General features: G+C 73.2%; 16 protein-coding genes. 13 read left to right on the forward strand and 3 right to left on the reverse strand.

Annotated features, from left to right (window positions below):
• The first annotated feature begins 11 nt into the window (after positions 1-11).
• Complete coding sequence (locus DMB42_RS34135; RefSeq protein ID WP_125641293.1) at positions 12-1496, forward strand: APC family permease; 1485 nt, start codon at positions 12-14, stop codon at positions 1494-1496.
• Complete coding sequence (locus DMB42_RS34140) at positions 1493-2101, forward strand: GNAT family N-acetyltransferase (RefSeq protein WP_221762483.1); 609 nt, start codon at positions 1493-1495, stop codon at positions 2099-2101. Before DMB42_RS34135 ends, DMB42_RS34140 begins: the two co-directional genes overlap by 4 nt.
• A gap of 6 nt (positions 2102-2107) precedes the next feature.
• Here the strand turns inward: DMB42_RS34140 and DMB42_RS34145 are convergent, their stop codons facing one another.
• Positions 2108-4126 (reverse strand): hypothetical protein, encoded by a 2019-nt coding sequence (locus tag DMB42_RS34145; RefSeq protein WP_125641296.1) that lies wholly within the window; start codon positions 4124-4126, stop codon positions 2108-2110.
• Between the two features lie 181 nt (positions 4127-4307).
• Between DMB42_RS34145 and DMB42_RS34150 the strand changes: the two genes are divergently transcribed.
• Positions 4308-5438, forward strand: coding sequence for an alkaline phosphatase PhoX (locus tag DMB42_RS34150; RefSeq protein ID WP_125641984.1), 1131 nt, complete (start codon positions 4308-4310; stop codon positions 5436-5438).
• A gap of 57 nt (positions 5439-5495) precedes the next feature.
• Positions 5496-6353 carry an SGNH/GDSL hydrolase family protein gene (locus DMB42_RS34155; RefSeq protein WP_125641299.1) on the forward strand — a complete coding sequence of 286 codons (858 nt, stop codon included), beginning with the start codon at positions 5496-5498 and terminating at the stop codon, positions 6351-6353.
• Positions 6354-6371: 18 nt separating this feature from the next.
• Here the strand turns inward: DMB42_RS34155 and DMB42_RS34160 are convergent, their stop codons facing one another.
• Positions 6372-7577 (reverse strand): CdaR family transcriptional regulator, encoded by a 1206-nt coding sequence (locus DMB42_RS34160; RefSeq protein WP_125641302.1) that lies wholly within the window; start codon positions 7575-7577, stop codon positions 6372-6374.
• A gap of 82 nt (positions 7578-7659) precedes the next feature.
• The gene (locus DMB42_RS34165) at positions 7660-8142 is read right to left on the reverse strand and encodes a hypothetical protein (RefSeq protein WP_125641305.1); all 483 of its coding nucleotides are present in this window, start codon (positions 8140-8142) and stop codon (positions 7660-7662) included.
• 172 nt (positions 8143-8314) lie between these two features.
• On the opposite strand from DMB42_RS34165, the gene DMB42_RS34170 reads away from it, so the two are divergent.
• The 9 genes from DMB42_RS34170 to DMB42_RS34210 all read left to right on the forward strand — a co-directional run bounded on the left by DMB42_RS34170 (position 8315) and on the right by DMB42_RS34210 (position 19986).
• On the forward strand, positions 8315-11500 hold the full coding sequence (locus tag DMB42_RS34170; protein ID WP_125641308.1) for a BTAD domain-containing putative transcriptional regulator: 3186 nt from the start codon (positions 8315-8317) through the stop codon (positions 11498-11500).
• Positions 11501-11774: 274 nt separating this feature from the next.
• Complete coding sequence (locus tag DMB42_RS34175; protein ID WP_312024779.1) at positions 11775-13973, forward strand: glycoside hydrolase family 9 protein; 2199 nt, start codon at positions 11775-11777, stop codon at positions 13971-13973.
• A 77-nt stretch (positions 13974-14050) separates the two neighbouring features.
• Positions 14051-14374 (forward strand): PadR family transcriptional regulator, encoded by a 324-nt coding sequence (locus DMB42_RS34180; protein ID WP_125641310.1) that lies wholly within the window; start codon positions 14051-14053, stop codon positions 14372-14374.
• Complete coding sequence (locus tag DMB42_RS34185) at positions 14371-15273, forward strand: hypothetical protein (RefSeq protein WP_125641313.1); 903 nt, start codon at positions 14371-14373, stop codon at positions 15271-15273. The genes DMB42_RS34180 and DMB42_RS34185 overlap by 4 nt, the downstream gene beginning before the upstream one ends.
• Positions 15274-15307: 34 nt before the next feature.
• The gene (locus DMB42_RS34190; protein WP_125641316.1) at positions 15308-16192 is read left to right on the forward strand and encodes a hypothetical protein; all 885 of its coding nucleotides are present in this window, start codon (positions 15308-15310) and stop codon (positions 16190-16192) included.
• Between the two features lie 7 nt (positions 16193-16199).
• On the forward strand, positions 16200-17909 hold the full coding sequence (locus DMB42_RS56085) for a peptidoglycan-binding domain-containing protein (protein WP_125641318.1): 1710 nt from the start codon (positions 16200-16202) through the stop codon (positions 17907-17909).
• The gene (locus DMB42_RS34200) at positions 17902-18579 is read left to right on the forward strand and encodes an ABC transporter ATP-binding protein (protein WP_125641323.1); all 678 of its coding nucleotides are present in this window, start codon (positions 17902-17904) and stop codon (positions 18577-18579) included. The genes DMB42_RS56085 and DMB42_RS34200 overlap by 8 nt, the downstream gene beginning before the upstream one ends.
• Positions 18579-19757 carry an ABC transporter permease gene (locus DMB42_RS34205; protein WP_125641326.1) on the forward strand — a complete coding sequence of 393 codons (1179 nt, stop codon included), beginning with the start codon at positions 18579-18581 and terminating at the stop codon, positions 19755-19757. The genes DMB42_RS34200 and DMB42_RS34205 overlap by 1 nt, the downstream gene beginning before the upstream one ends.
• A 31-nt stretch (positions 19758-19788) precedes the next feature.
• On the forward strand, positions 19789-19986 hold the full coding sequence (locus DMB42_RS34210; protein WP_125641329.1) for a hypothetical protein: 198 nt from the start codon (positions 19789-19791) through the stop codon (positions 19984-19986).
• Positions 19987-20026 lie beyond the last annotated feature (40 nt).

The raw sequence follows: 20026 nt of genomic DNA on the forward strand, positions 1-20026 counted from the left end.
AAAGGAATCCGATGCCCTCCGCGAGATCCGGCACCGGGCCCGACCCCATCGCGGGCGCCCTGGCCGCCGACCGCCTCGGCGCGCCCTCGGTCGTCTACTTCGTCCTGTCGGCCGCCGCGCCGCTCACCGTCGTCGCCGGCGTGATCACCACCGGGTACGCCGTCACCGAGATCACCGGCCTGCCGATCGCGTTCCTGGTCGTCGGCGCGGTGCTGGCGGTGTTCGCGGTCGGGTACGTGGCCATGGCCCGCCACATGGCCAACGCCGGGGCGTTCTACACCTACATCAGCCGCGGCCTCGGCCGTCCCGCGGGCATCGCGGCGGCGTGGGTGGCGCTGATCGCCTACAACGCCCTCCAGGTGGGCCTGTACGGCGCCTTCGGCACAGCGGCGACCCCGCTGCTCGAACGGTGGTTCGGCGGCGCGCCGCCCTGGTGGGTGATCTCGCTGGTCGCCTGGGCGCTGGTGGGCGTGCTCGGCCTGATGCGGGTGGACGTCAACGGGCGGCTGCTGGCCGTCCTGCTCACCGCCGAGGTGGCGGTCATCCTGCTGTTCGACGTGGCCGACCTGGTCAACCCGGCGCCGTCCGGGTTCTCCGCCGAGACGTTGTCGCCCGCGGCGCTGTTCGTGCCGGGGGTGGGGGCGCTGCTGGTCATCGCGACGCTCGGGTTCGTCGGGTTCGAGTCCTCCGTGGTGTTCTCGGAGGAGAGCCGGGACCCGCGGCGTACCGTGCCGCTGGCCACGTACGCGTCGGTGGCGATCATCGCGGGGCTCTACTCCCTGTCGTCGTGGGCGATGACGGTCGCCACCGGGCCGGCGAACATCGTGGCCGCCGCACAACGCGACCAGGCCGAGACGATCTTCAACATCGCCGGCCAGCACCTCGGCGGGACGGTCGTGGACATCGCCCGGGTGCTCTTCGTCACCAGCGTGTTCGCCGCCATGATCTCATTCCACAACACCACCGCCCGGTACTTCTTCGCCCTCGGGCGCGAGCGGGTGCTGCCCGCTTTCTTCGGTCGTACCCGGCCGCGCAGCGGCGCGCCGAGCTCGGGCTCGATCGCGCAGACCGTGCTGGGGCTGGTCGTCATCGTGGTCTACGCGGTCCTGGGGCTCGACCCGCTGGTGCAGCTCTTCTTCTACGGCGGCTCGTTCGGCGGGTTCGGGGTGTTGCTGCTGGTGTTCGTGACCTCGGTCGCGATCGTCGTCTTCTTCGTCCGGCAGCCGAGCGGGGAGGCGCTCTCGCGGCGGATCCTGGCGCCCGTGCCCGCCGCGCTGGCGCTGGCGGTGATGGTGTGGCTGGCGCTGGACAACTTCTCGACGCTGCTCGGGGTGCCGGCGGGCGACCCGCTCGCGTGGATCCTGCCGGTCGTGTACGCGGTCGCGGCCCTGCTCGGCGTGGGCTGGGCGCTGGTCCTGCGCAGCGGGCAGCCGGGCGTGTACTCGCTGGTGGGCATGGGCGCCAAGGCCGCCGCCACGCCGGAGGCGGTCCGTTGACGCGGTCGCAGGAGGTCGTCGCGCGGGACGTGCGCCGGGCGTCCGCCGGGGACGCCGGCACGGTAGCCGAACTCGTGGCGACCGCGTTCGCGCCGCTGCCCGCGGTGTCGTACCTGGTGCCCGAGCCGGCCGGGCGGCACGAGATCATGGTGGCCGACTTCCTGATCCTCGTCTCGCACGCCATCGAGCACGGCGAGGTCGACCTGGTCGGCGACGGGCGGGCGGCCGCGGTCTGGTTGCCGCACACCGCCGAGGCGCCGCCGCCCGAGCCGCCCGACTACGACCGCCGCCTCGCCGCCGCCACCGGCCGGTGGGCCGACCGGTTCCGGCTGCTGGACGAGCTGTTCGAACGGCACCACCCGAAGCCGCCGTACCACCACCTGGCGCTCCTGGCCGTGCACCCGGACGATCAGGGCGCCGGCCTGGGCTCGGCACTGCTGCGCCGCCACCACGCCCTGCTGGACGGCGCGCCCGCGTACCTGGAGGCCAGCAGCGCCCGCAGCCGCGACCTGTACGCCCGCCACGGCTACCGGGCCGAGGAGCCGTTCGCGCTGCCGAACGGCGCCCGGTTCTGGCCCATGTGGCGGCCCGGCGTCAGCCCGTGACCGGCGTCAGCTCGCGACGCACGGGCCGTCGCAGACGTCGGCGACCACGCCGGTCTTGAGGAACACCGACTTCTGGAGCTGGGCGGCCGGGGTCCTGCGAGGCTTCTCGTGGGGGTCCTCGCCCTGCGTGGGCGGTGTGTTGGTGAGCGGCGGCGCGGGGGCGCCGCTGTCCCACATCACCAGGGCCGAGCCCGGATAGGCCCGTCCGCGGATCTCCGGGATGCCCCAGAACGGCACGGCGTCCGGGCTGCGTCCCGGGGCGAGGGCCGGGGTCAGCAGCCGGGCCCCGGCGGTACGGGCCTCGACCTCGGCGGTGACCGTGGCCACCTGGTGGTCGCCGAAGGCCACGTGCATGAGCACCCGGTGCCGCGGCGTGCCCGGGTAGGGCTGGTCGGTCAGGTGGGCGGCGTAACCGTCGGCCTCGCCGCGGTCCCACAACATCTGCATGAGGGCCAGGATGAGCTGCTGGTCCAGCTTGTCGGGGTACGCGCGGTCGAGGGCGGCCTGGAAGGGGGCCGCGTCGGCACTGCGGTTGAACAGCGTGCTGTAGTTCATGCCGGTCACGCCGAGCACGCCGCGCTCGATGTCCTTCGACAACGCGACCAGCGCGCCGCCCAGGATGCCGCCCTGGCTGTTGCCGTCGTACACGAGGCCCTTGCGGGTGTCGATCAGGGGGCGGCCGCGGGCGGTGCGGAAGGCCGGGTGGGCGGCGAAGCCGTCGGAGGCGGTCATGGCGCGGCCCAGGAACATGAAGTTCAGGAATCCCTGGAGGGTGCGGTCGGGGATCGTGCCGAAGCGCGAGATGTCGGTGAAGACGGAGACGACGTGGGGGATGTCCTCGTCGGCCATGCCGATCCACTTGGTGGCGCAGAAGAGGAAGCCGTGCTCCTGGGCCATGGTCTTCACGTTCGAGGCGCCGACCTCCGAATGCCTGCCGAGCAGGCCGCGGCCGTACAGGGAGGGGCGGGCGGGGCGGTCGAAGGCGACGCGGGGGATCTCGCAGCGGAAGGGCGCGACCTGCTCGTTGCCGGGCAGGCGGGCCGGCAGGCCGTCGGGGCCGCGGTTGAGCGCCGAGCCGGGCGGGCCGCCCGGCCGGTCGAGGTAGCTCGGCACGCGGACGGTGCCCTCGACCCGGCGGGCGATCTGGGCGTCCTGCTCGGGGGTGAGGTCGGTGACCGCCGTGACCTCGAACGCGGGCGCGTGGCCGCGCAGCGCGCGCAGGGCGTCGTCGCGCATGGCCAGCGCCGGACCGGCCAGGCTGCGGGCGCTGGCGACGGTGAAGTCCCAGGCCAGGTAGAGGCCGCTGGTGCCGACGCCGGCCCGGCGCAGCGCGGACAGCGTGGGCTGGAGGGCGCGGCGGCGGTCGTACAGGTCGTGGCCCGGGGGCAGGGGCGGGCCGACCACGGCGGCGAAGGCGGCGTTCGGCGGGATCGGGGCGCCGGCGGCGTCGCGCAGGTCACGCAGGGCGACGGCGTACCGGTGGCCCTCGCGCAGGTTGCGGGCCGGGCGGACGATCAGCGCCTGGCGGTCGGCGGGCGCGTTCGCGTCCAGCTCGGCCCAGTACGGCCAGCGCTCCCCCGTCGCGGTGTCCAGCAACACGATGGGCGCGTCCCGGTCCAGCGACCGGCCGATGTCGGTGATCGGCGCGGCCCCGGTCCTGGCCAGGTCGAGCCCCGGCACCCTGGCCAGCAACATCGAGCCGGGTGAGAAGCCGTCGTTCCTGTTCCACTCGCCGGGCGCGATCGGCACGCCCGCGGCGGAGACCGGCGTCGAACCGGCCGACAAGGCCACCCGGCGGCCCGTGGCGGTGCCCCGGTCGGCGACGGTGAACCAGTCGTTCGGGAACGGGAGCAGGCAGGCGGCCGGGTCGATGGGATCGCAGCCGGACGGCTCCGGGGCCGCCGACGCCGGTGACGCGGGTGGCGTCGTGAGCGTCGCGCAGGCCAGGGCGAGGACGGTGAGAAGACGGGGAAGGACGCGCACAGGCACCTCGGGAAGCTGATCGAGGCCGGGGGTTCGGGCCATGGTGGATCGTGCTCGCGCCGCCGTCAATGGCTTCACGGAATGCCGTTCAGATTTGTGAGGCGTCACAGATTTGACCGCGCGGATTTACCGCCGTGTCCAGTTCACAGAAGGACGAGCAGGGCTCATCGTCATGTCTGCGAATTCAAACGACATCGAACGACGCGAGCCACGTGGAGTGATGATGCGCCGTCGTACCTTCATCAGGACCGTCTCCGCGGCGGTCGCGTTCTCCGGGGCGATGTGGCACGACGCCGTCGCCTCCGCGGCGGGGGCGGGCGTGAGCCCGTACGGGCCGCTCGGCGCCCCGGACGTCAACGGCATGGCGCTGCCCGCCGGATTCACCAGCCGGGTGGTGGCCAGGTCGGGCCGGGTCGTCGGCGGCACGCTGTGGCACCCCGCTCCTGACGGCGGCGCGTGCTTCGCCGACGGCTCCGGCTGGATCTACGTGTCCAACTCCGAGGTGCCGCTCGTGGGCGGGACCTCGGCGATCAAGTTCAGGGCCGACGGCTCGATCGAGCGGGCGTACCGGATCCTGAGCGGCACGAACCTCAACTGCGCGGGCGGCGCGACCCCGTGGGGCACCTGGCTGTCCTGCGAGGAGATCTTCCGCGGCAAGGTCTACGAGACCGACCCGTACGGCAACCGAGGGGCCCAGCAGCGCCCCGAGATGGGCAAGTTCAAGCACGAGGCGGCGGCCTGCGACCCCGACCACCGGGTGGTCTACCTGACCGAGGACGAGAGCGACGGCTGCTTCTACCGCTTCACTCCCACCACCTGGGGCGACCTGTCCAGCGGCCGGCTCGACGTGCTGTGCGGGCTCGGCGGCGACAACGTCGAGTGGCGGCCCGTGCCCGACGCGACGCCCGGCGTCTTCGACACGCAGACCCGCAACCAGGTCTCCGCGGCCCGCCGCTTCGGCGGCGGCGAGGGCTGCCACTACGCCGCCGGGATCTGCTACTTCACCGCGAAGGGCGACCGCAAGGTCTGGGCCTACGACACCGCCCGGCAGACGGTCACCGCCGTCTACGAGGGCGGCGGCACCCTCGACGGCGTCGACAACATCACCGGCCGCCCGTCCGGCGACCTGTACGTGGCCGAGGACGGCGGCAACATGGAGATCAACATCATCACGCCCGACCGCGTGGTCGCCCCCGTCATGCGCCTGGACGGCCAGGCCAAGTCGGAGATCACCGGGCCCGCGTTCTCCCCCGACGGCACCCGGCTCTACTTCTCCTCCCAGCGCGGCACCAGCGGCGAGACCGCCGGGACGGGCGGGATCACGTACGAGGTGACCGGGCCCTTCCGCCGCTGACCAGCCCGCTGACCAGCACGGCTTCCGCACCCCCCATCCCTGCCGGAAGGAGTCCTCATGGTCCGACGGTTGCTCGTCCTGCTCTCCGCGACCGCCCTGGTACTCGGCGTCGCGGTCCCCGTCCACGCCGCCCGGAGCGAGGTGTACGTCGCGCTCGGCGACTCCGCGGCCTCCGGCCCCCTGGTGCCCAACCAGGTGGTGCCCGACCTCGGCTGCTGGCGTTCCAACCACAACTACGCCCACCTGACCGCCCAGGCCATCGGCGCCGCCACGTTCAGGGACGTCACCTGCTCCGGCGCCAAGACCCGCGACATGTACAACTCCCAGGGCACCGACCTCGGCAGCGTGGCGCCCCAGCTCGACGCGCTCAGCTCGGACACGACCCTGGTCACGGTGCAGATCGGCGCCAACGACGTGGGCCTGACCGGCTTCATCGAGGACTGCCTGAACCTGCTGCCCCCGCCCGTCGGCGACGCCTGCAACGACGACTACGTCGTCGACGGCCAGGACTCCTGGCGGGTCAAGACCGACGCCCTGCGTCCCAAGCTGACCACGCTGGTGAACGACATCCGCGCCCGCTCCCCGCGTGCCCGGATCTTCGTGGTCGGCTACGCCACGTACGCGCCGCCGAACGGCTGCTACCCGACCGTCCCGATCATCAAGGCCGACGCCAACTACATCCGGGCCACGCTCCAGTACTTCAACCGGATGCTGGCCGAGCAGGCCGCCGCCGCCGGGGTGGCGTTCGTCGACCTGCAGACGCCGAGCGTGGGCCACGACCCGTGCAAGGCCCCGGGCGTGCGCTGGATCGAGCCGTACGTGCCCGCCTCGCCCGCGGCGCCGTTCCACCCCAACGGTCTCGGGATGCGGAACTTCGCGACCGTGGTGACCGCCGCGGTGTCCGGGACTCTCTGAGCGGCGCCGGGACCCGGCTCACCTGCCGTGCTGGCGCCTGGCCGCGAGGGCCGCGCCGATGCGCTGAAGGTGGGCCGGGTCCACGGGGTCCAGGCCGGTCAGGCTGACGGCCCGGCGCAGGCGGTAGTCGACCGTGTTGGGGTGCACGTGCAGCAGTTCGGCCGTGCGCCGCCGGTCGAGGCCGTTGTCCAGGTAGACCGTGAGCGTCCTGAGCAGGTCGGGGTTGTCGAGCAGCGGGTCGAGCAGGCCGGCGAGCACGGCGGTGGCCTGGCTCGGCCGGGTGAGCTGGTACTCCAGCAGCACGTCGGCCAGCCGGTAGGCGCCGGGCGGCTGCTCGAAGACCTGTACCACCTCCAGGACCTCCTCGGCCAGCTTGACGGCCTCCGGAACCCCGTCCGGCGGGGCGATCTCGGCCGCCGCCCACACGGGCACCCCGGCCGCCTTGCCCATCCCGGCGGCCGTCTCGCCGACCTCGTACCAGTCGGGGTCCTCGCCGGTGATCGGCACGAACACCAGGCCGCCCGTGGTGTCCAGCACCGACAACACCGGCTCGGCGGCGCCCCGCCGGAGTGCCGTCCTGATCCGGTGGAGCTTGCGGCGGCCCGCGATCGACCCGCCCGGCTCGTCCCGCTCCTCGTCGGGATGCCGGCCGACCGCGAGCGCCAGCACCAGGTAGCGCGGCGCCAGCCGCACCCCGGCGAGCGCCTCCCGGTCGCCGCCGAGCAGCGCCGACACCGCGGCGTGCATCGCGTGCTGCTCGTGGCTGAGCATGCCCTCGCGCTCCTCCAGGTACGCCGTGCACACCGCGGCCGTCACCGACTCGGTGTAGAGGAGGATGAGCCGGTTGGCCGCCAGCACGTCCTCGAAGTCGGCGGGCGTGGCCGTGGCGAACAGGTGCTCCCACACCTTGCGCGCGCCCAGGTGGTAGGCGGCCAGCAGGGCCTCCAGCGGCACGCCCTCCTGGGCGCGGCGGGCCGCCGACGAGCGCAGCGGCGCCAGCTCGGCCCTGGTGGGCGGGCGGCGGTCGCGGAACATGCGGGCGATCAGGCGCAGGTTGTGCTCGGTGATGCCGGTGATCTCGCCGTCGAGCTCCTCCTTCGGCAGCCGCCGGTAGAGGGGGATCTCCTCGGCGAAGCCGCGTACGAGCTGCCTGGCCAGCTTGGCGGTCTGGCGTTCGAGCAACTCGTGCGCGACACACCCGGCCAGGGTGAGGGCACGGACCACGTTCCGAACCCTTCCAGAACATCCGTCTTCAGTGAAGGCCCCGCCGACACGGCGGGGCCTTCACCGGCCGTAGCCGGCCGGATCACTGCCTGGTGAGCTTGAGCCTGACCGTGTAGGTGTAGTCCGTCTCGTCGTGGCCCTCGACGATGCTCGTCTCGGTGGTGTCCGCGCCGACGGCCAGGCCCGCGCAGACCGAGCCGTGGGCGGTCGCCTTGCCCAGGCTGTCGCCCTCGCTCACGGCCGGCGGGGTGACCTCGCGCAGGTCGAACGTGACGTCCTCGCTGCCCACGAGGAGCGTGGAGGGGTGCTCGAAGTCGGCGGGGTCGCCGTCGCCGCCGGTCTTCATGGAGAAGTACTTCGCGTTGAACTTGGGGAACAGGTTCCCGTCGACCTTGAAGCGGAGTTCGTCCTTGCCGTCGCGTTCGGCGACGTTGTTGGCGTCGATGTCGTACAGGGTGACGACGCAGGAGGTGGTCGCGGCGGCGGCCGGGACCGCGGCCAGGGCCACCGGCGCGGCGAAGCCGGCGGCCAGGGCGAACGTGGTGATCAGTCGGTGAGCGTGCATGCTGTCGTGTCCTTCGGTCCGCGTACGCTTCGCGGTTGTCGCGAAGCTCGGCACCAGAGTGCGGAGGGCATCGTGAGCACATCGTGAGAGCCCAGGTCAGTGGCGCGGGACACGCCCTTTCTGTGGCTTTTGACGCAGCCGGTCCGGGTTCGCGCGCCTACTGTCGTCGGGCATGGGAGACTCGCTGACCCTGCTCCTGCTGGGGCCGCCCGACCTGGCCGTCGGGGGCGCGCCGGTGGGCATCCGTTCGGCCAAGTCCAAGGCCCTGCTCTGCTATCTCGCCACCACGACCGGGCCGCGCCCGCGCTCGGAGCTGGCCGCGCTGCTGTGGGGGGAGCGTCCCGACGCCAACGCGCGCGGCAGCCTGCGGCTGGCCCTGTCGGAGCTGCGCAGGGAGGTCGGCGGGTGGCTCGACATCAGCCGCGAGCACGTGTGCTTCCGCGGCGGCGACGGCTGTTTCGTGGACCACCGGCAGCTCGTCGGCGGCTCGACGGTCGCGCAGGCGCTGCGGTTGTGGCGCGGGGAGTTCCTGGACGGCGTCTGCATCGGCGACGCCCCCGCCTTCGCGGGCTGGCTGGAGGACGAGCGCCGGCGGGTGCGCACGCTGCTGCGCGAGCTGCTGGTCGAGGCCGGGGCCGACGGTTCCGCGCAGGTGGTCCGGCTGGCGCGGATCGTGGCCGGGCTGGACCCGTTCGACGAGGAGGCGCACCGGCTGCTGATGACGTCCCTGGCCAGGGCGGGGAACCGGGCGGCAGCGCTGGCCTGCTACGACGGCCTGCGCCGCCGGTTGGCCGCCGAGCTGGGCGTCGCACCGGCGCCGGAGACGCAGGCCGTCCGCCGCGATCTGGTCCCGTACGCGGTCGCGCCTTCGCGGCTCTCTCTGCCCGTTCCGGGCTCCGAGCTGGTCGGACGTGAGGATGAGGTGCGGCGGGTGCGGGAGCTGACGGCGCGGCGGCGGCTGGTGACGCTGGTCGGGCCCGGCGGGGTCGGCAAGACCCGGCTGGCCGTCGCCGCCGCCGCTGAGGAGCGGGAGGTGGCGTTCGTCTCGTTCGTGGGCGTACGTCCAGAGGCGGCCGTCACGACGCTGGCCCGCCGCCTCGGCGTGGACCTCTCGCCCCCGCGTCCCGCCCTCGACCTCCTGCTGTCCGCGCTCGCCGGCCGCCGGCTCCTCCTCGTGCTGGACAACCTGGAACACCTTCCCGGCTTCGACCCGGTCGTCGGCGAGATCCTGCGGGCGGCCCCCCGCGTACGGGTCCTGGCGACCAGCAGGCGGCGCCCGGACCTGCCCGGCCAGGTGGCCGTCGAGGTGGCGGGGCAGCCTGGGCCGGCCGCCGAGGCGCTGTTCGCGGCCAGGGCGATCAGGGCGCAGCCGTCGTTCGACCCCGATCGGGAGGCCGCCCTGGTGGCCGCGATCTGCGCCGCCACCTGCGGCTTCCCGCTGGCCATCGAGCTGGCGGCCGGGCTGCTGCGCGCCGTGCCGTGCGCCGAGCTGGCCCGGCGGCTCGGCGTGGACCTGGGGCTCCTGTCCGCCACGGGCCCCGCCGTACGGCCGCGGCACGCGTGCATGGGCACGGTCTTCGAGACGTCCTGGAGCCTGCTCGGGCCGCCGGAGCGGGCGGCGCTGGCCGCGTTGTCGGTGTTCGGGGGCGGCTGCACGCTGGCCCACGCCCTGGAGGTCACCGGTACGACCCCGCAGGTCCTGGTCCGCCTGGTCGACCACAGCATGCTCCACCTCACCCCGTCCGGCCGGTACGCGGTCCACCCGCTCGTCCAGCAGTTCGCCGCCGCCCGCCTGGCCGAGGACCCGGCGGCCCAGGAGGCGGCGCGGAGCCGGCACGCCGCCTGCTTCGCCCGCCTGCTCGACCGGCACGCCACCGCCCTCCAGGACGCGGCCGACACCGAGGCTCCCCGGGTGCTCGGCGCCGACCTGGACAACATCAGGACGGCCTGGGCCTGCTCGGACGACCCCGCCTTCCTCGACCGCTACTGGACGTTGTGCCTGCGGTTACGCCTGTACGAGGAGTCGGCGGCCATCGTGCGCCACCGGCTGGAGGAGACCGTCCACGTGCCGTACCTGCGGGCGCGGTGGCTTCGGATGGCGGGGGTCAGCGCGTACCAGCTGGCCAGGGAAGGGGAGGCGGCCCGCCTGGCCAGGGCGGCGCTGGACGCCCTCGGCGAGCCGCTGCCCGCCCGGCCCCTCGCCCGCGCGCCGGCCGCCGCCGCCCGGCAGGTCGTCCACCGGCTCCGGCCGCCCCGGCGGACGGACGCGGCGGGCCCCGAGGCCGCCGAGGCACTCTCACTGCTGGCCCGGCTCGCCTACCACCAGCAGGACCTGCCCACGATGCTGGCGGCCTCGCTGCGCCAGCTCAACGCCGCAGAACGCGCGGCCGACCCCGCGCTGCGGGCCGAGGCGTACGCGAACTTCGCCACGATCGCGCGGATCGCCGGGCGCGGCCGGCTCGCCGGACGCTACGGTGAGCTGGCCGACCGGGCCCTCGCCGCCGTCCCGCACCCGACGGAGGCGGCGAACCGGGCCCGGCTGGCACGCGGCCTCGACCAGCTCCACTCGGGCGCGTTCGGGGCGGCCCGGCGCTCGTTCGCCGAGGGCCGGGCGCGGACGCTGGACCCGAGGATGGCGGAGAACTGCGCGGGCATGCTGGCCGAGACCGCGCTGTGGCAGGGGGAGTTCGCCGAGGCGGTGGCGCTGTTCGCGGAGACCGAGGAGCTGTCGGTCAGGCGGGTGGGCGGCGACGACATCGGCCGCCACTGGTGCCTGGCGGGCCGGGCCGAGGCGCTGCTGCGGCTCGACGGCGTGCCCGCCGAACGGATCGGGGAGGCGGTGAGCGCCGCCCGCGCGTCCACGGACCGCAGGCGGGCACTCGCGGACCGGCTCGGGCTCCGCGACGGCCCGGTCCTGCGCACCATCCAGGAGATGCGCCTCCTGACCGCCTCCGCCCGCCTCACCCTCCACCCCGCCCTGGAGGTGCGGGGAGGCCCTCTTGCGGAGGTGCGGGGAGCGCTGGTCAGGGTGCTCGCGCTGGCGGACGGCCTGCCGTCGGCCCAGCCCGGCATGCTGGAGTGCTGGTCGGGCCTGGCGGAGCTGCTGTGGCACGTACGCGACCACGTGGACCGCCCGACCGCCCGCCGCCTCCACGCCTTCCTGACCGCCTACCTGGGCCGCAACCCCGGCGCCGCCGCCAGGATCGGATGGGCCCGCGCCCTGACGCTGGCCGCCGCGGGCAGGAGGGGAGCCGCCGTACGGGCCGCCGGGCAGGCGATGACGGCCGCCGCCCGCCTGGCCGCGCCCTACGACCGTCGAAGGGCGGCGGACCTGCTCCGGCGCCTGGACCGGGCGTGAAAGTTTCACCGTCTTCGAGCGCCGATGCCACGCACCCGTTGACGGGGCACCGGCGGCCAAGGAGGATCGGGATCGCTCCATTGGGAGCGCTCCCAACCCCCCGAAGGACCTCCATGACCCGATGCCGGGCCGCGCTGCTGGCCCTCCTCACCATGGTCGCCCTGTCCCCCGCCGCGTCCGCCCGCGCCGCCGACTCGCCGGCGACACCTACGCGTACCGGTTCGCGGCCTCCGCCACCCCCGCGAGGGTCGGCAAGGCCCTGATCCAGCTCCCCGTGGACCCGTGGACGCAGTACCTGTCGGCCTCCCCGGAGCTCAGCGTCTCGGGGAACGACTACTCCTACACCTTCACCGCCCCGGTCTCGCTGCCGAACGCCCAGGTGGCGTTCCAGCTGGGCGGCAGCGCCGAGCCCTGGAGGTTCTGCATGGACGACGTGTCGCTCAAGGGCGGCGCCGAACCCGAGGTCTACGAGCCGGACACGGGCCCGCGCGTCCGCGTGAACATGGTCGGCTACCTCCCCTCGGGCCCGAAGAAGGCCACCCTGGTCACCGCCGCGACCACGCCGCTGGACTGGGAGCTGCGGAACGCGGCCGGGGAGACGGCCGCGACCGGGCGTACCAGCCCCAAGGGCACGGACGTCAGCTCCGGCCAGAACGTGCACACGATCGACTTCGGCGCGTACGCCAAGCCCGGCGCGGGCTACACCCTGACCGCCGACGGCGAGACCAGCAGGCCGTTCGACATCGGCGCGGACGTGTACGACTCCCTCCCCACGGACGCGCTGAAGTTCTACTACACCCAGCGCAGCGGCATCGAGATCCTCGACAGCCTGCGTCCCGGCTACGGAAGGCCCGCCGGCCACGCGGGCACGGCCCCGAACCAGGGCGACACGGACGTGCCGTGCCAACCGGGCGTCTGCGACTACACGCTGAACGTCAAGGGCGGCTGGTACGACGCCGGCGACCACGGCAAGTACGTGGTCAACGGCGGCATCTCGGTCCACCAGCTCATGGCGGCCTACGAGCGCGACCGGGCCGCCTTCACCGACGGGCAGCTCAGCATCCCCGAGAGCGGCAACGGCGTCCCGGACGTGCTGGACGAGGCCCGCTGGGAGCAGGAGTTCATCCTGAGCATGCAGGTGCCGGACGGCAGGCCGTACGCGGGGATGGCGCATCACAAGGTCCACGACCAGAACTGGACCGGCCTGCCGCTGCTGCCGCACCTCGACCCGCAGAAGCGCGAGCTGCACGCGCCGTCCACGGCCGCCACGCTCAACCTGGCGGCGACGGCGGCGCAGGCGGCCCGGCTGTTCGCGCCCCACGACGCGGCGTTCGCGGCCAGGAACCTCAAGGCGGCGCGCAAGGCGTGGGCGGCGGCGAAGGCCAACCCCGAAAGGTATGCCGACCCGGCCGACGGCGTGGGCGGCGGCGCCTACGACGACGCCGACGTGAGCGACGAGTTCTACTGGGCGGCGGCCGAGCTGTACATCACCACGGGTGAGAAGGAGTTCAGGGACTTCGTGCTGGCCTCGCCGCACCACACCGGCGACGTCTGGCGCGAGCGCGGGTTCGACTGGGGCAACACCGCCCAGCTCGGCCGCCTCGACCTGGCCACCGTGCCCAACGCGCTGCCGGGCCGGGACGAGGTGCGCCGATCCGTGGTCGCGGGGGCGGAGAAGTACCTGGCGATCCAGCGGGCGCACCCGTACGGGCTGCCGTACGCGCCGGCGCACTTCGACTGGGGCTCCAACAACCTGGTACTCAACAACCTGGTCGTCCTTGCCACCGCGTACGACCTGACCGGCCAGGAGAAGTACCGGGCCGCCGTACGGGAGGGCATGGACTACCTCCTCGGCCGCAACGCGCTCAACCTCTCGTACGTGACCGGCTACGGCGAGGTGTCCGCCCAGAACCAGCACAGCCGCTGGTACGCCCACCAGCTCGACCACGCGCTGCCCCACCCGCCGCGCGGCTCGCTGGCCGGCGGCCCCAACTCCGCCGTCCAGGACCCGGTCGCCCAGCGGTTGCTGCGCGGCTGCAAGCCGCAGTTCTGCTACGTCGACGACATCGAGTCCTGGTCCACGAACGAGCTGACCATCAACTGGAACTCGCCGCTGGCCTGGGTCTCGGCGTTCCTGGCGGACAAAGGCGAGCGGTCGGCCTGCCAGGTGCGCTACTCGGCGCACGGCTCCTGGCCCGGCGGCTTCACCAGCCAGATCGTGATCGAGAACACCGGGACGAAGAGCGTGGACGGCTGGACCCTGAGCTGGTCGTTCCCCGGCGGCCAGCGGATCAAGGAGGGCTGGGGCGCCGGGCTGAGCCAGTCCGGCGCGGTGGTGACGGCCCGGAGCCTCGGCTGGAACGGCCTGATCAGGCCCGGCAGGTCCGTGACGTTCGGGTTCGTCGGCACGCACACCTCGGGGCCCAACCCCGACCCCGAGGTGTTCCGCCTCAACGGCGACCGCTGCCGGTGACGTGACGCCGGCGGCCCTCCCCGCCCGGGGGCCGCCGACGTTGCTCACACTTCGTTGAACGGAATAATGTCTCCTCCATGCCCAGGGGAACCTCAGAAGTCAGCGAGCCGATGTACTTCGTGCTCGCCGCGCTGCGTGCCGGCCCGCTGCACGGCCACGCGATCAGCAAGTCGGTCAAGGAGCTGTCCGGCGGCCGGGTCCAGCCCTCCGTCGGCACGCTCTACGGCATCCTCGAACGCCTCAACGAGCGGGGCGTCATCACCGTCGACCGCGAGGAGACGGTCAACGGGCGCAACCGGCGCTACTTCCGCATCACCGACGAGGGCCAGGCGCTGGTGGAGGCCGAGGCCAGGCGCATGCAGGCGGCCGCCTCGCTGATCCTGCGGCCGTCGGCCGGATGACGGCCATCGGGTCCGTACGAGCCGTGTCGGCGCTCGAACGGCGTTACCGCAAGCTCATGCTCGCCTACCCCAGGCCCTACCGCGCGGCCCACGGCGACGAACTGCTCGACGTGCTGCTCGAATCGGCCGCCCCGGGACGCCGGATCCCGGTGCCGCGCGAGGCGTGGGGGCTGCTCAGGGGCGGCGTGCGCAGCCGGATCGTCCACCTGGCGACCGGCAGCCCGTGGAAGGACGGCGTGCACCTCGCCGTCACGGCCCTGGCGGCGGCGAACCTGGCCGCGCTCCTGCCCTACGCGGGCACGCTGCCGCTGTGGACGCTGCTGTCGGCGCTCACGCTGCTGGCAACCGTACGGGGATGGCTGCGTACGGCGGCCGTGCTGACGCTCCTCACCGGGGCCAAGGCGGTGGCGCTGGCCGGCGGGTGGCAGCCGTTCGACGCGACCCTGTTGCCGGTCTATCCGACGTTCCTGCAGGACCGGCCGCTGTTCATGGACAGCGACCCCTACCTGGTCGCGGGCGGTTACGCGGTGGCGCTGGCCGGGCTGCTCGTGCTGCGGCGGGCGCCGCGCAGGAGGTCGTGGTGGTGGTGGGCGGCGGTCGTGGCGGCGGCGTGGGCGGGGCCCGAGTGGATGGAGGGCGGCGGCACGTTCCCGATCAGCCTGAGCAGGATGGCCGTGGAGGTGCTGGCGTTGGGGCTGGCGGCGGGGAGCGCCTACCTGGCCCGCGACCATCGCTGGACGCTCGCGGCGGGGATCTACATGACGATGGCGTCCGGCGGGCTGGCGCTGCACTCCGATGTGCTGACCAGGCAACACCTGGCCTACTGGGGGGTGCTCGTGCTGTTGCTCGTGGGGGCCGCGTTCGCACCCTTCCGCCAGCGGCGGCACTGCCTGGATTGACCATGCTTCGTTAAACGGAGTATGGTCTGCCGCCATGATGAGGAAGACACTGCCCGTCGCGCTGCTCGCGCTCGCCGTCCTCTGCGGCTGCGGGGGCGCCACCGAGAGCGCCGCGCCCTCCGCCGGCTCGACCGCCGAGGGCAAGGAGGTTCAGCTCGAGGCGGCCAAGGCGGACTGCATGAAGCAGAAGGGCTTCAAGTACGTCGCGTACGTGACGCCGCACAAGCCGGACACCGAGGACGACAAGAGCCGCATGCGCGGCAATTACCCGGCGATGAAGAAATATCGCGAAAAATACGGCTTCGGGGTCTTCGCCCAGCACGTCTATCCCAAGGAGATGGGAAGCACGACCAGCCTCGACAACGAGCCCAACCCCAATATGAAGATCCAGTCCGCGCTCTCCAAGGCGCAGCTGCAGGCGTACCGGAAGGCGCTGGACGCCTGCCAGGTCTCGGCGGCCAACAAGGTCCTCGGCCTGAAGCTGAAGTCGGCGGAAGACTTCTACGACGCGCAGTTCAAGGCCTCCGTCCGGGCCCGCAAGGGCAAGCTGAACACCGACCCCGAGCTGGTCGAGCTGGCCACGGCCATGGCCACCTGCCTGAAGGGCAAGGGCTACGCCGTCGGCGACACCGCGCCGGTCGCCATGGCCGAGCTGGGGCAGAAGACGTGGCTCGGCAACGAGGACAAGCTGGGCCGCGAGCAGATGGACGATGTGCCCGACGTGGCTCCCCCCGCCACGGACGACAAGGTGCCGATGTACTATACGCCGACGCTCACTCCCGAGCAGGCCAAGCCATATCTGGCCAAGGAGATCAGGGCGGCGCTCGAGGACCTGGAGTGCGGCAAGGACTTCTACCCAGCCTTCCTGCCGAAGGAGCAGGCGGTCCAGGGGCAGGTCAGCGCCCAGTTCGGCATGTGACCACCTCATGAAGTCACCGCGCAAGCTCCTCGCCGGCATCGTCGCCGGAGTGGTGATCATCGCGGGCGCCGGCTGGGCCGTGGGCTCCCGGCTGCGCTCCCCCGCCGACGAGGCCGACCTCCGCGCCGCGCCGCGGGCCTCGCTCGTCACCGCCGCCGTCGAGCGCCGCAAACTCGTCAGCACCGTCGTGGTCAGCGGCACGCTGGAGTACGGCTCGCCCCTGCCGGTCAGCCTGGCCGGGGCGGTCGGCGGCACGGCCGAGCAGCAGCGGGCCACCCGGGCGCCGCGCCAGGGCCGGCTCACGGAGGGCGCGGTCTTCCTGGAGGTAAACGGCCGCCCGGTGTTCGCGCTGCGCGGGTCCGTGCCGATGCACCGCACGATCGCCCCCGGCGGCAAGGGGGACGACGTCAAGCAGCTCCAGCGGGCGCTGCGCAGGCTGGGGTACGGCGGTCCCGTCTCCGGCGTGTTCGACCAGGCCACGATCGCCGCCGTCACCCGCATGTACACGAAGAAGGGGTACGAGGTGCAGCAGCCGACGCTGACCGACCGGCAGGCGTACGACACGCTGCGCAAGGCCGTACAGACGGCCCAGGAGACCCTCGCCGCCGAGAAGAAGGCGCTGGACCAGGGGCGCGACGTGCTGCCGCTCAAGATGAGGCTGGCCAACGCCAAGGCGGACCTGAAGACGGCGGAGCGCGCCCTCCAGGAGGCCGAGGCCCGGGTGGTGACGCCGGAGGACGAGACCAGGATGGCGACGGCGGAGGCGGCCGTGCGCGCGGCGCAGGAGAAGCTGGCCGAGGCCGAGCAGGCGCTGGCCGAGGCCAGGAAACAGCCCACGACCACGGCCACCGCCACCCCGCAGCCCACGGCCTCGACCGACACGAGCCTGCTGGAGCTGCGGGTCCGGAACGCCCAGGCCGATCTGGCGGCGGCTCTGGAGGCGCGCGAGCGGGTCGCGGAGGAGGCGCGGCAGGCCAGGGAGAAGAGCCTGGTGGAGCTGCGCAAGGCCGTACGGACCGCGAAGGAGGCCAAGGCCACCGCCGAGCAGGCGCTGCGCCAGGCCAGGCAGCTCTCCCCGACCAAGCTCAAGGTGACCAACGCCGGTAAGGACGTGGCGGCGGCCAAGGGGATGCTGGCGGAGTTCGTGCGTACGTACGGGACCTCCATCCCGCCCGGCGAGGTGGTGTTCCTGCCGAAGCTGCCCGCCCGGGTGCGCAAGGTCTCGGTCAAGCAGGGGCAGCAGGTCGAGAAGGAGGTCGCCACGGTGACCAGCTCGGCGCTCACGGTGACGGGGTCGGTGGAGGCGACGGAGGCCGAGCTGCTGCGCACGGGCATGGAGGCGGCCATCGAGCTCGACACGGGCAAGACGTACGAAGCGCGCCTCACCGCGGTCGGCGACCAGGCCAAGGTGCCCGGCGCCGAGGAGGCCAAGGACGGGTCGGAGCCCGTCCTGATCACGCCCGCCTCGATGAAGGGGCTCAAGCCGGGGACCGCCGTCACGGCGCGGGTGACGGTGGGGGAGACCAAGGAGCCGGTGCTGGTCGTGCCGGTGGCGGCCGTGATCACGGGGGCCGACGGGAGGGCCCGGGTGCGGGTCGAGTACGCCACGGACCAGACCAGGGACGTCGAGGTGCGTACGGGCCTGACCGCCGACGGGAACGTCCAGGTCGCCGGGGCGCTCAAGGAGGGCGACCGGGTGGTGGTCAGCGGTGCCTGAGCCGGTGATCTCGCTGGCGGAGGTCAGCAGGGAGTTCGCCGCCGAACCGCCGGTCCGGGCGCTCGACCGCGTCACGCTCCGGGTGGACAGGGGCGACTACCTGGCCATCGTCGGCCCGTCGGGCTCGGGCAAGTCGACCCTCCTGAACGTGCTCGGCCTGCTCGACCGCCCCAGCTCGGGCAGCTACCGCCTCGACGGCACGGAGACCACCACCCTGCGCGACGGGGCCAGGACCAGGTTGCGCGGCGACCGGATCGGCTTCGTCTTCCAGTCCTTCCACCTGCTCTCCCACCGCAGCGTGGTCGAGAACGTCATGCTCGCCGAAACCTACGGCGGGCAGGCGCGTAAGGGCAGGCGGGAGCGGGCCCTGGCGGCGTTGGAACGAGTCGGCCTCGGCCACCGGACCGGGTTCGCGCCCGACCGGCTGTCCGGGGGCGAGCGCCAGCGTACGGCCATCGCCAGGGCCCTCATGGGCGCGCCGTCCCTGCTGCTGTGCGACGAGCCCACGGGCAACCTCGACAGCCGCAACACCGAATCGGTGCTCGGCCTGTTCGACGAGCTGCGGGGGCAGGGGATGACGCTCGTGGTCATCACCCACGAGCAGGAGGTCAGCAAGCGGGCCGGGCGCCGGGTGCGGATCACCGACGGCATCCTGGTGGAGGAGGAGTGATGCACGTACGCGACCTGTTCGGGGAGGCCATGGCCGGCATGCTCGCCCGGCCGGTGCGCTCGGCGCTCACCACGCTCGGGACCGTGCTCGGCATCACCACGCTGGTCATCACGCTCGGCGTGGCCGCCACCGCGGGCAACCAGATCGTCGGCCGCTTCGACGCGCTGGTGGCCACGGCCATCACGGTGGAGGTGCCGGAGTCGCCGAACACGCCGCTCGTGGAGTGGGACTCGATCGACCGGCTGACCAGGCTGCGCGGCGTCGAGTCCGCCGCCGCGCTGGCCGAGTCGGAGGACAGCGCGAACCTGTCCGTGCGCTCCAACGACATCGTGGACCCCACCAGGGTCACCGCGCAGTCGTTGACCGTGCTGACGGCGACGACCGGGCTGCCCGAGGCGGCGCGCGGCAGGATGGTGCAGGGCAGGTTCTACGACCGAGGGCACATCGAGCGGCGCGACCGGGTGGCGGTGATCGGCGACCAGGCGGCCAAGCTGCTCGGCGTCGGCCGCCTCGACCGGGCGCCGGCCATCTTTATCGGCAAGCACGCGTACACGGTCATCGGCATCCTGGGCAACCTGCGCCGCGAGCGGAACCTGAGCACCGCCGTGTTCGTGCCGCCCACGGTGGGCAGGCAGTTCGGGCTGCGGAACGTCACCAGGGTGCTGGTCAACACGAGTCTGGGCGCGGCGGACCTGGTGGCCCAGCAGGCGCCCACCGCGCTCAGCCCGGGGAACGGCGACATGCTGCAGGTGATGGCCCCGCCCAGCCCCACCAGGGCGCGCGACCAGGCGCAGGACGACGTCAACGCGCTCTTCCTGATCCTCGGCCTGGTCTCGCTCGTGGTCGGCGCGGTCGGCATCGCGAACGTCACGCTCGTCACCGTGATGGAACGCGTGCCGGAGATCGGCCTGCGCCGCTCGCTCGGGGCGGCCAGGCGGCACATCGCCGCCCAGTTCCTGCTGGAGTCGACGCTGGTCGGGCTGGCGGGAGGCGTGATCGGCACGAGCCTCGGGGTGGTCACCGTCGTCGCCGTCTCGGCCGCCCGGGAGTGGACGCCGCTGCTCGACGTGCAGCTCGCGCTGGCCGCGCCGGTGGCCGGGGCGGTGGTGGGGCTGCTGGCCGGGCTCTATCCCGCGCTGCGGGCGGCGAAAATGCAGCCGGTGGACGCTCTGCGATAGCGGGCCCGCCATTTTATGATGTGCCCGACATATGGGGAAAAACGTCCGGCTGGTGCTGCTCAGAGCGGCCAGACCGCTGCTCGTCAAGGCCGCGGTCCTGTCCGGCCTGCGCGGACGCGAGCGCACCCTCGCCCTGCTCAACCGCACGCTGGTCTACCTCGCGCTGACCGTCGTCGTCGGCGCCGTCTACTTCGGGGTCGGCGCGCTCGACGCCCTGCTCGGCTCGTAGTCCGACCTGATCGCCGCGCTGGCCGCCGGCGCGCTCTTCC

This window comes from Nonomuraea sp. WAC 01424, assembly GCF_003947315.1.
GTDB classification, from domain to species: Bacteria; Actinomycetota; Actinomycetes; order Streptosporangiales; family Streptosporangiaceae; genus Nonomuraea; species Nonomuraea spiralis.

Bases quoted from the DNA above. Each gene is read 5' to 3' on its own strand.
- DMB42_RS34150 (WP_125641984.1), top strand. From the start codon at position 4,308: ATGCGCCGTCGTACCTTCATCAGGACCGTCTCCGCGGCGGTCGCGTTC.
- DMB42_RS34170 (WP_125641308.1), top strand. From the start codon at position 8,315: ATGGGAGACTCGCTGACCCTGCTCCTGCTGGGGCCGCCCGACCTGGCC.
- DMB42_RS34205 (WP_125641326.1), top strand. From the start codon at position 18,579: ATGCACGTACGCGACCTGTTCGGGGAGGCCATGGCCGGCATGCTCGCC.
- DMB42_RS34155 (WP_125641299.1), top strand. From the start codon at position 5,496: ATGGTCCGACGGTTGCTCGTCCTGCTCTCCGCGACCGCCCTGGTACTC.
- DMB42_RS34165 (WP_125641305.1), bottom strand. From the start codon at position 8,142: ATGCACGCTCACCGACTGATCACCACGTTCGCCCTGGCCGCCGGCTTC.
- DMB42_RS56085 (WP_125641318.1), top strand. From the start codon at position 16,200: ATGAAGTCACCGCGCAAGCTCCTCGCCGGCATCGTCGCCGGAGTGGTG.
- DMB42_RS34185 (WP_125641313.1), top strand. From the start codon at position 14,371: ATGACGGCCATCGGGTCCGTACGAGCCGTGTCGGCGCTCGAACGGCGT.
- DMB42_RS34135 (WP_125641293.1), top strand. From the start codon at position 12: ATGCCCTCCGCGAGATCCGGCACCGGGCCCGACCCCATCGCGGGCGCC.
- DMB42_RS34210 (WP_125641329.1), top strand. From the start codon at position 19,789: ATGGGGAAAAACGTCCGGCTGGTGCTGCTCAGAGCGGCCAGACCGCTG.
- DMB42_RS34145 (WP_125641296.1), bottom strand. From the start codon at position 4,126: ATGGCCCGAACCCCCGGCCTCGATCAGCTTCCCGAGGTGCCTGTGCGC.
- DMB42_RS34180 (WP_125641310.1), top strand. From the start codon at position 14,051: ATGCCCAGGGGAACCTCAGAAGTCAGCGAGCCGATGTACTTCGTGCTC.
- DMB42_RS34190 (WP_125641316.1), top strand. From the start codon at position 15,308: ATGATGAGGAAGACACTGCCCGTCGCGCTGCTCGCGCTCGCCGTCCTC.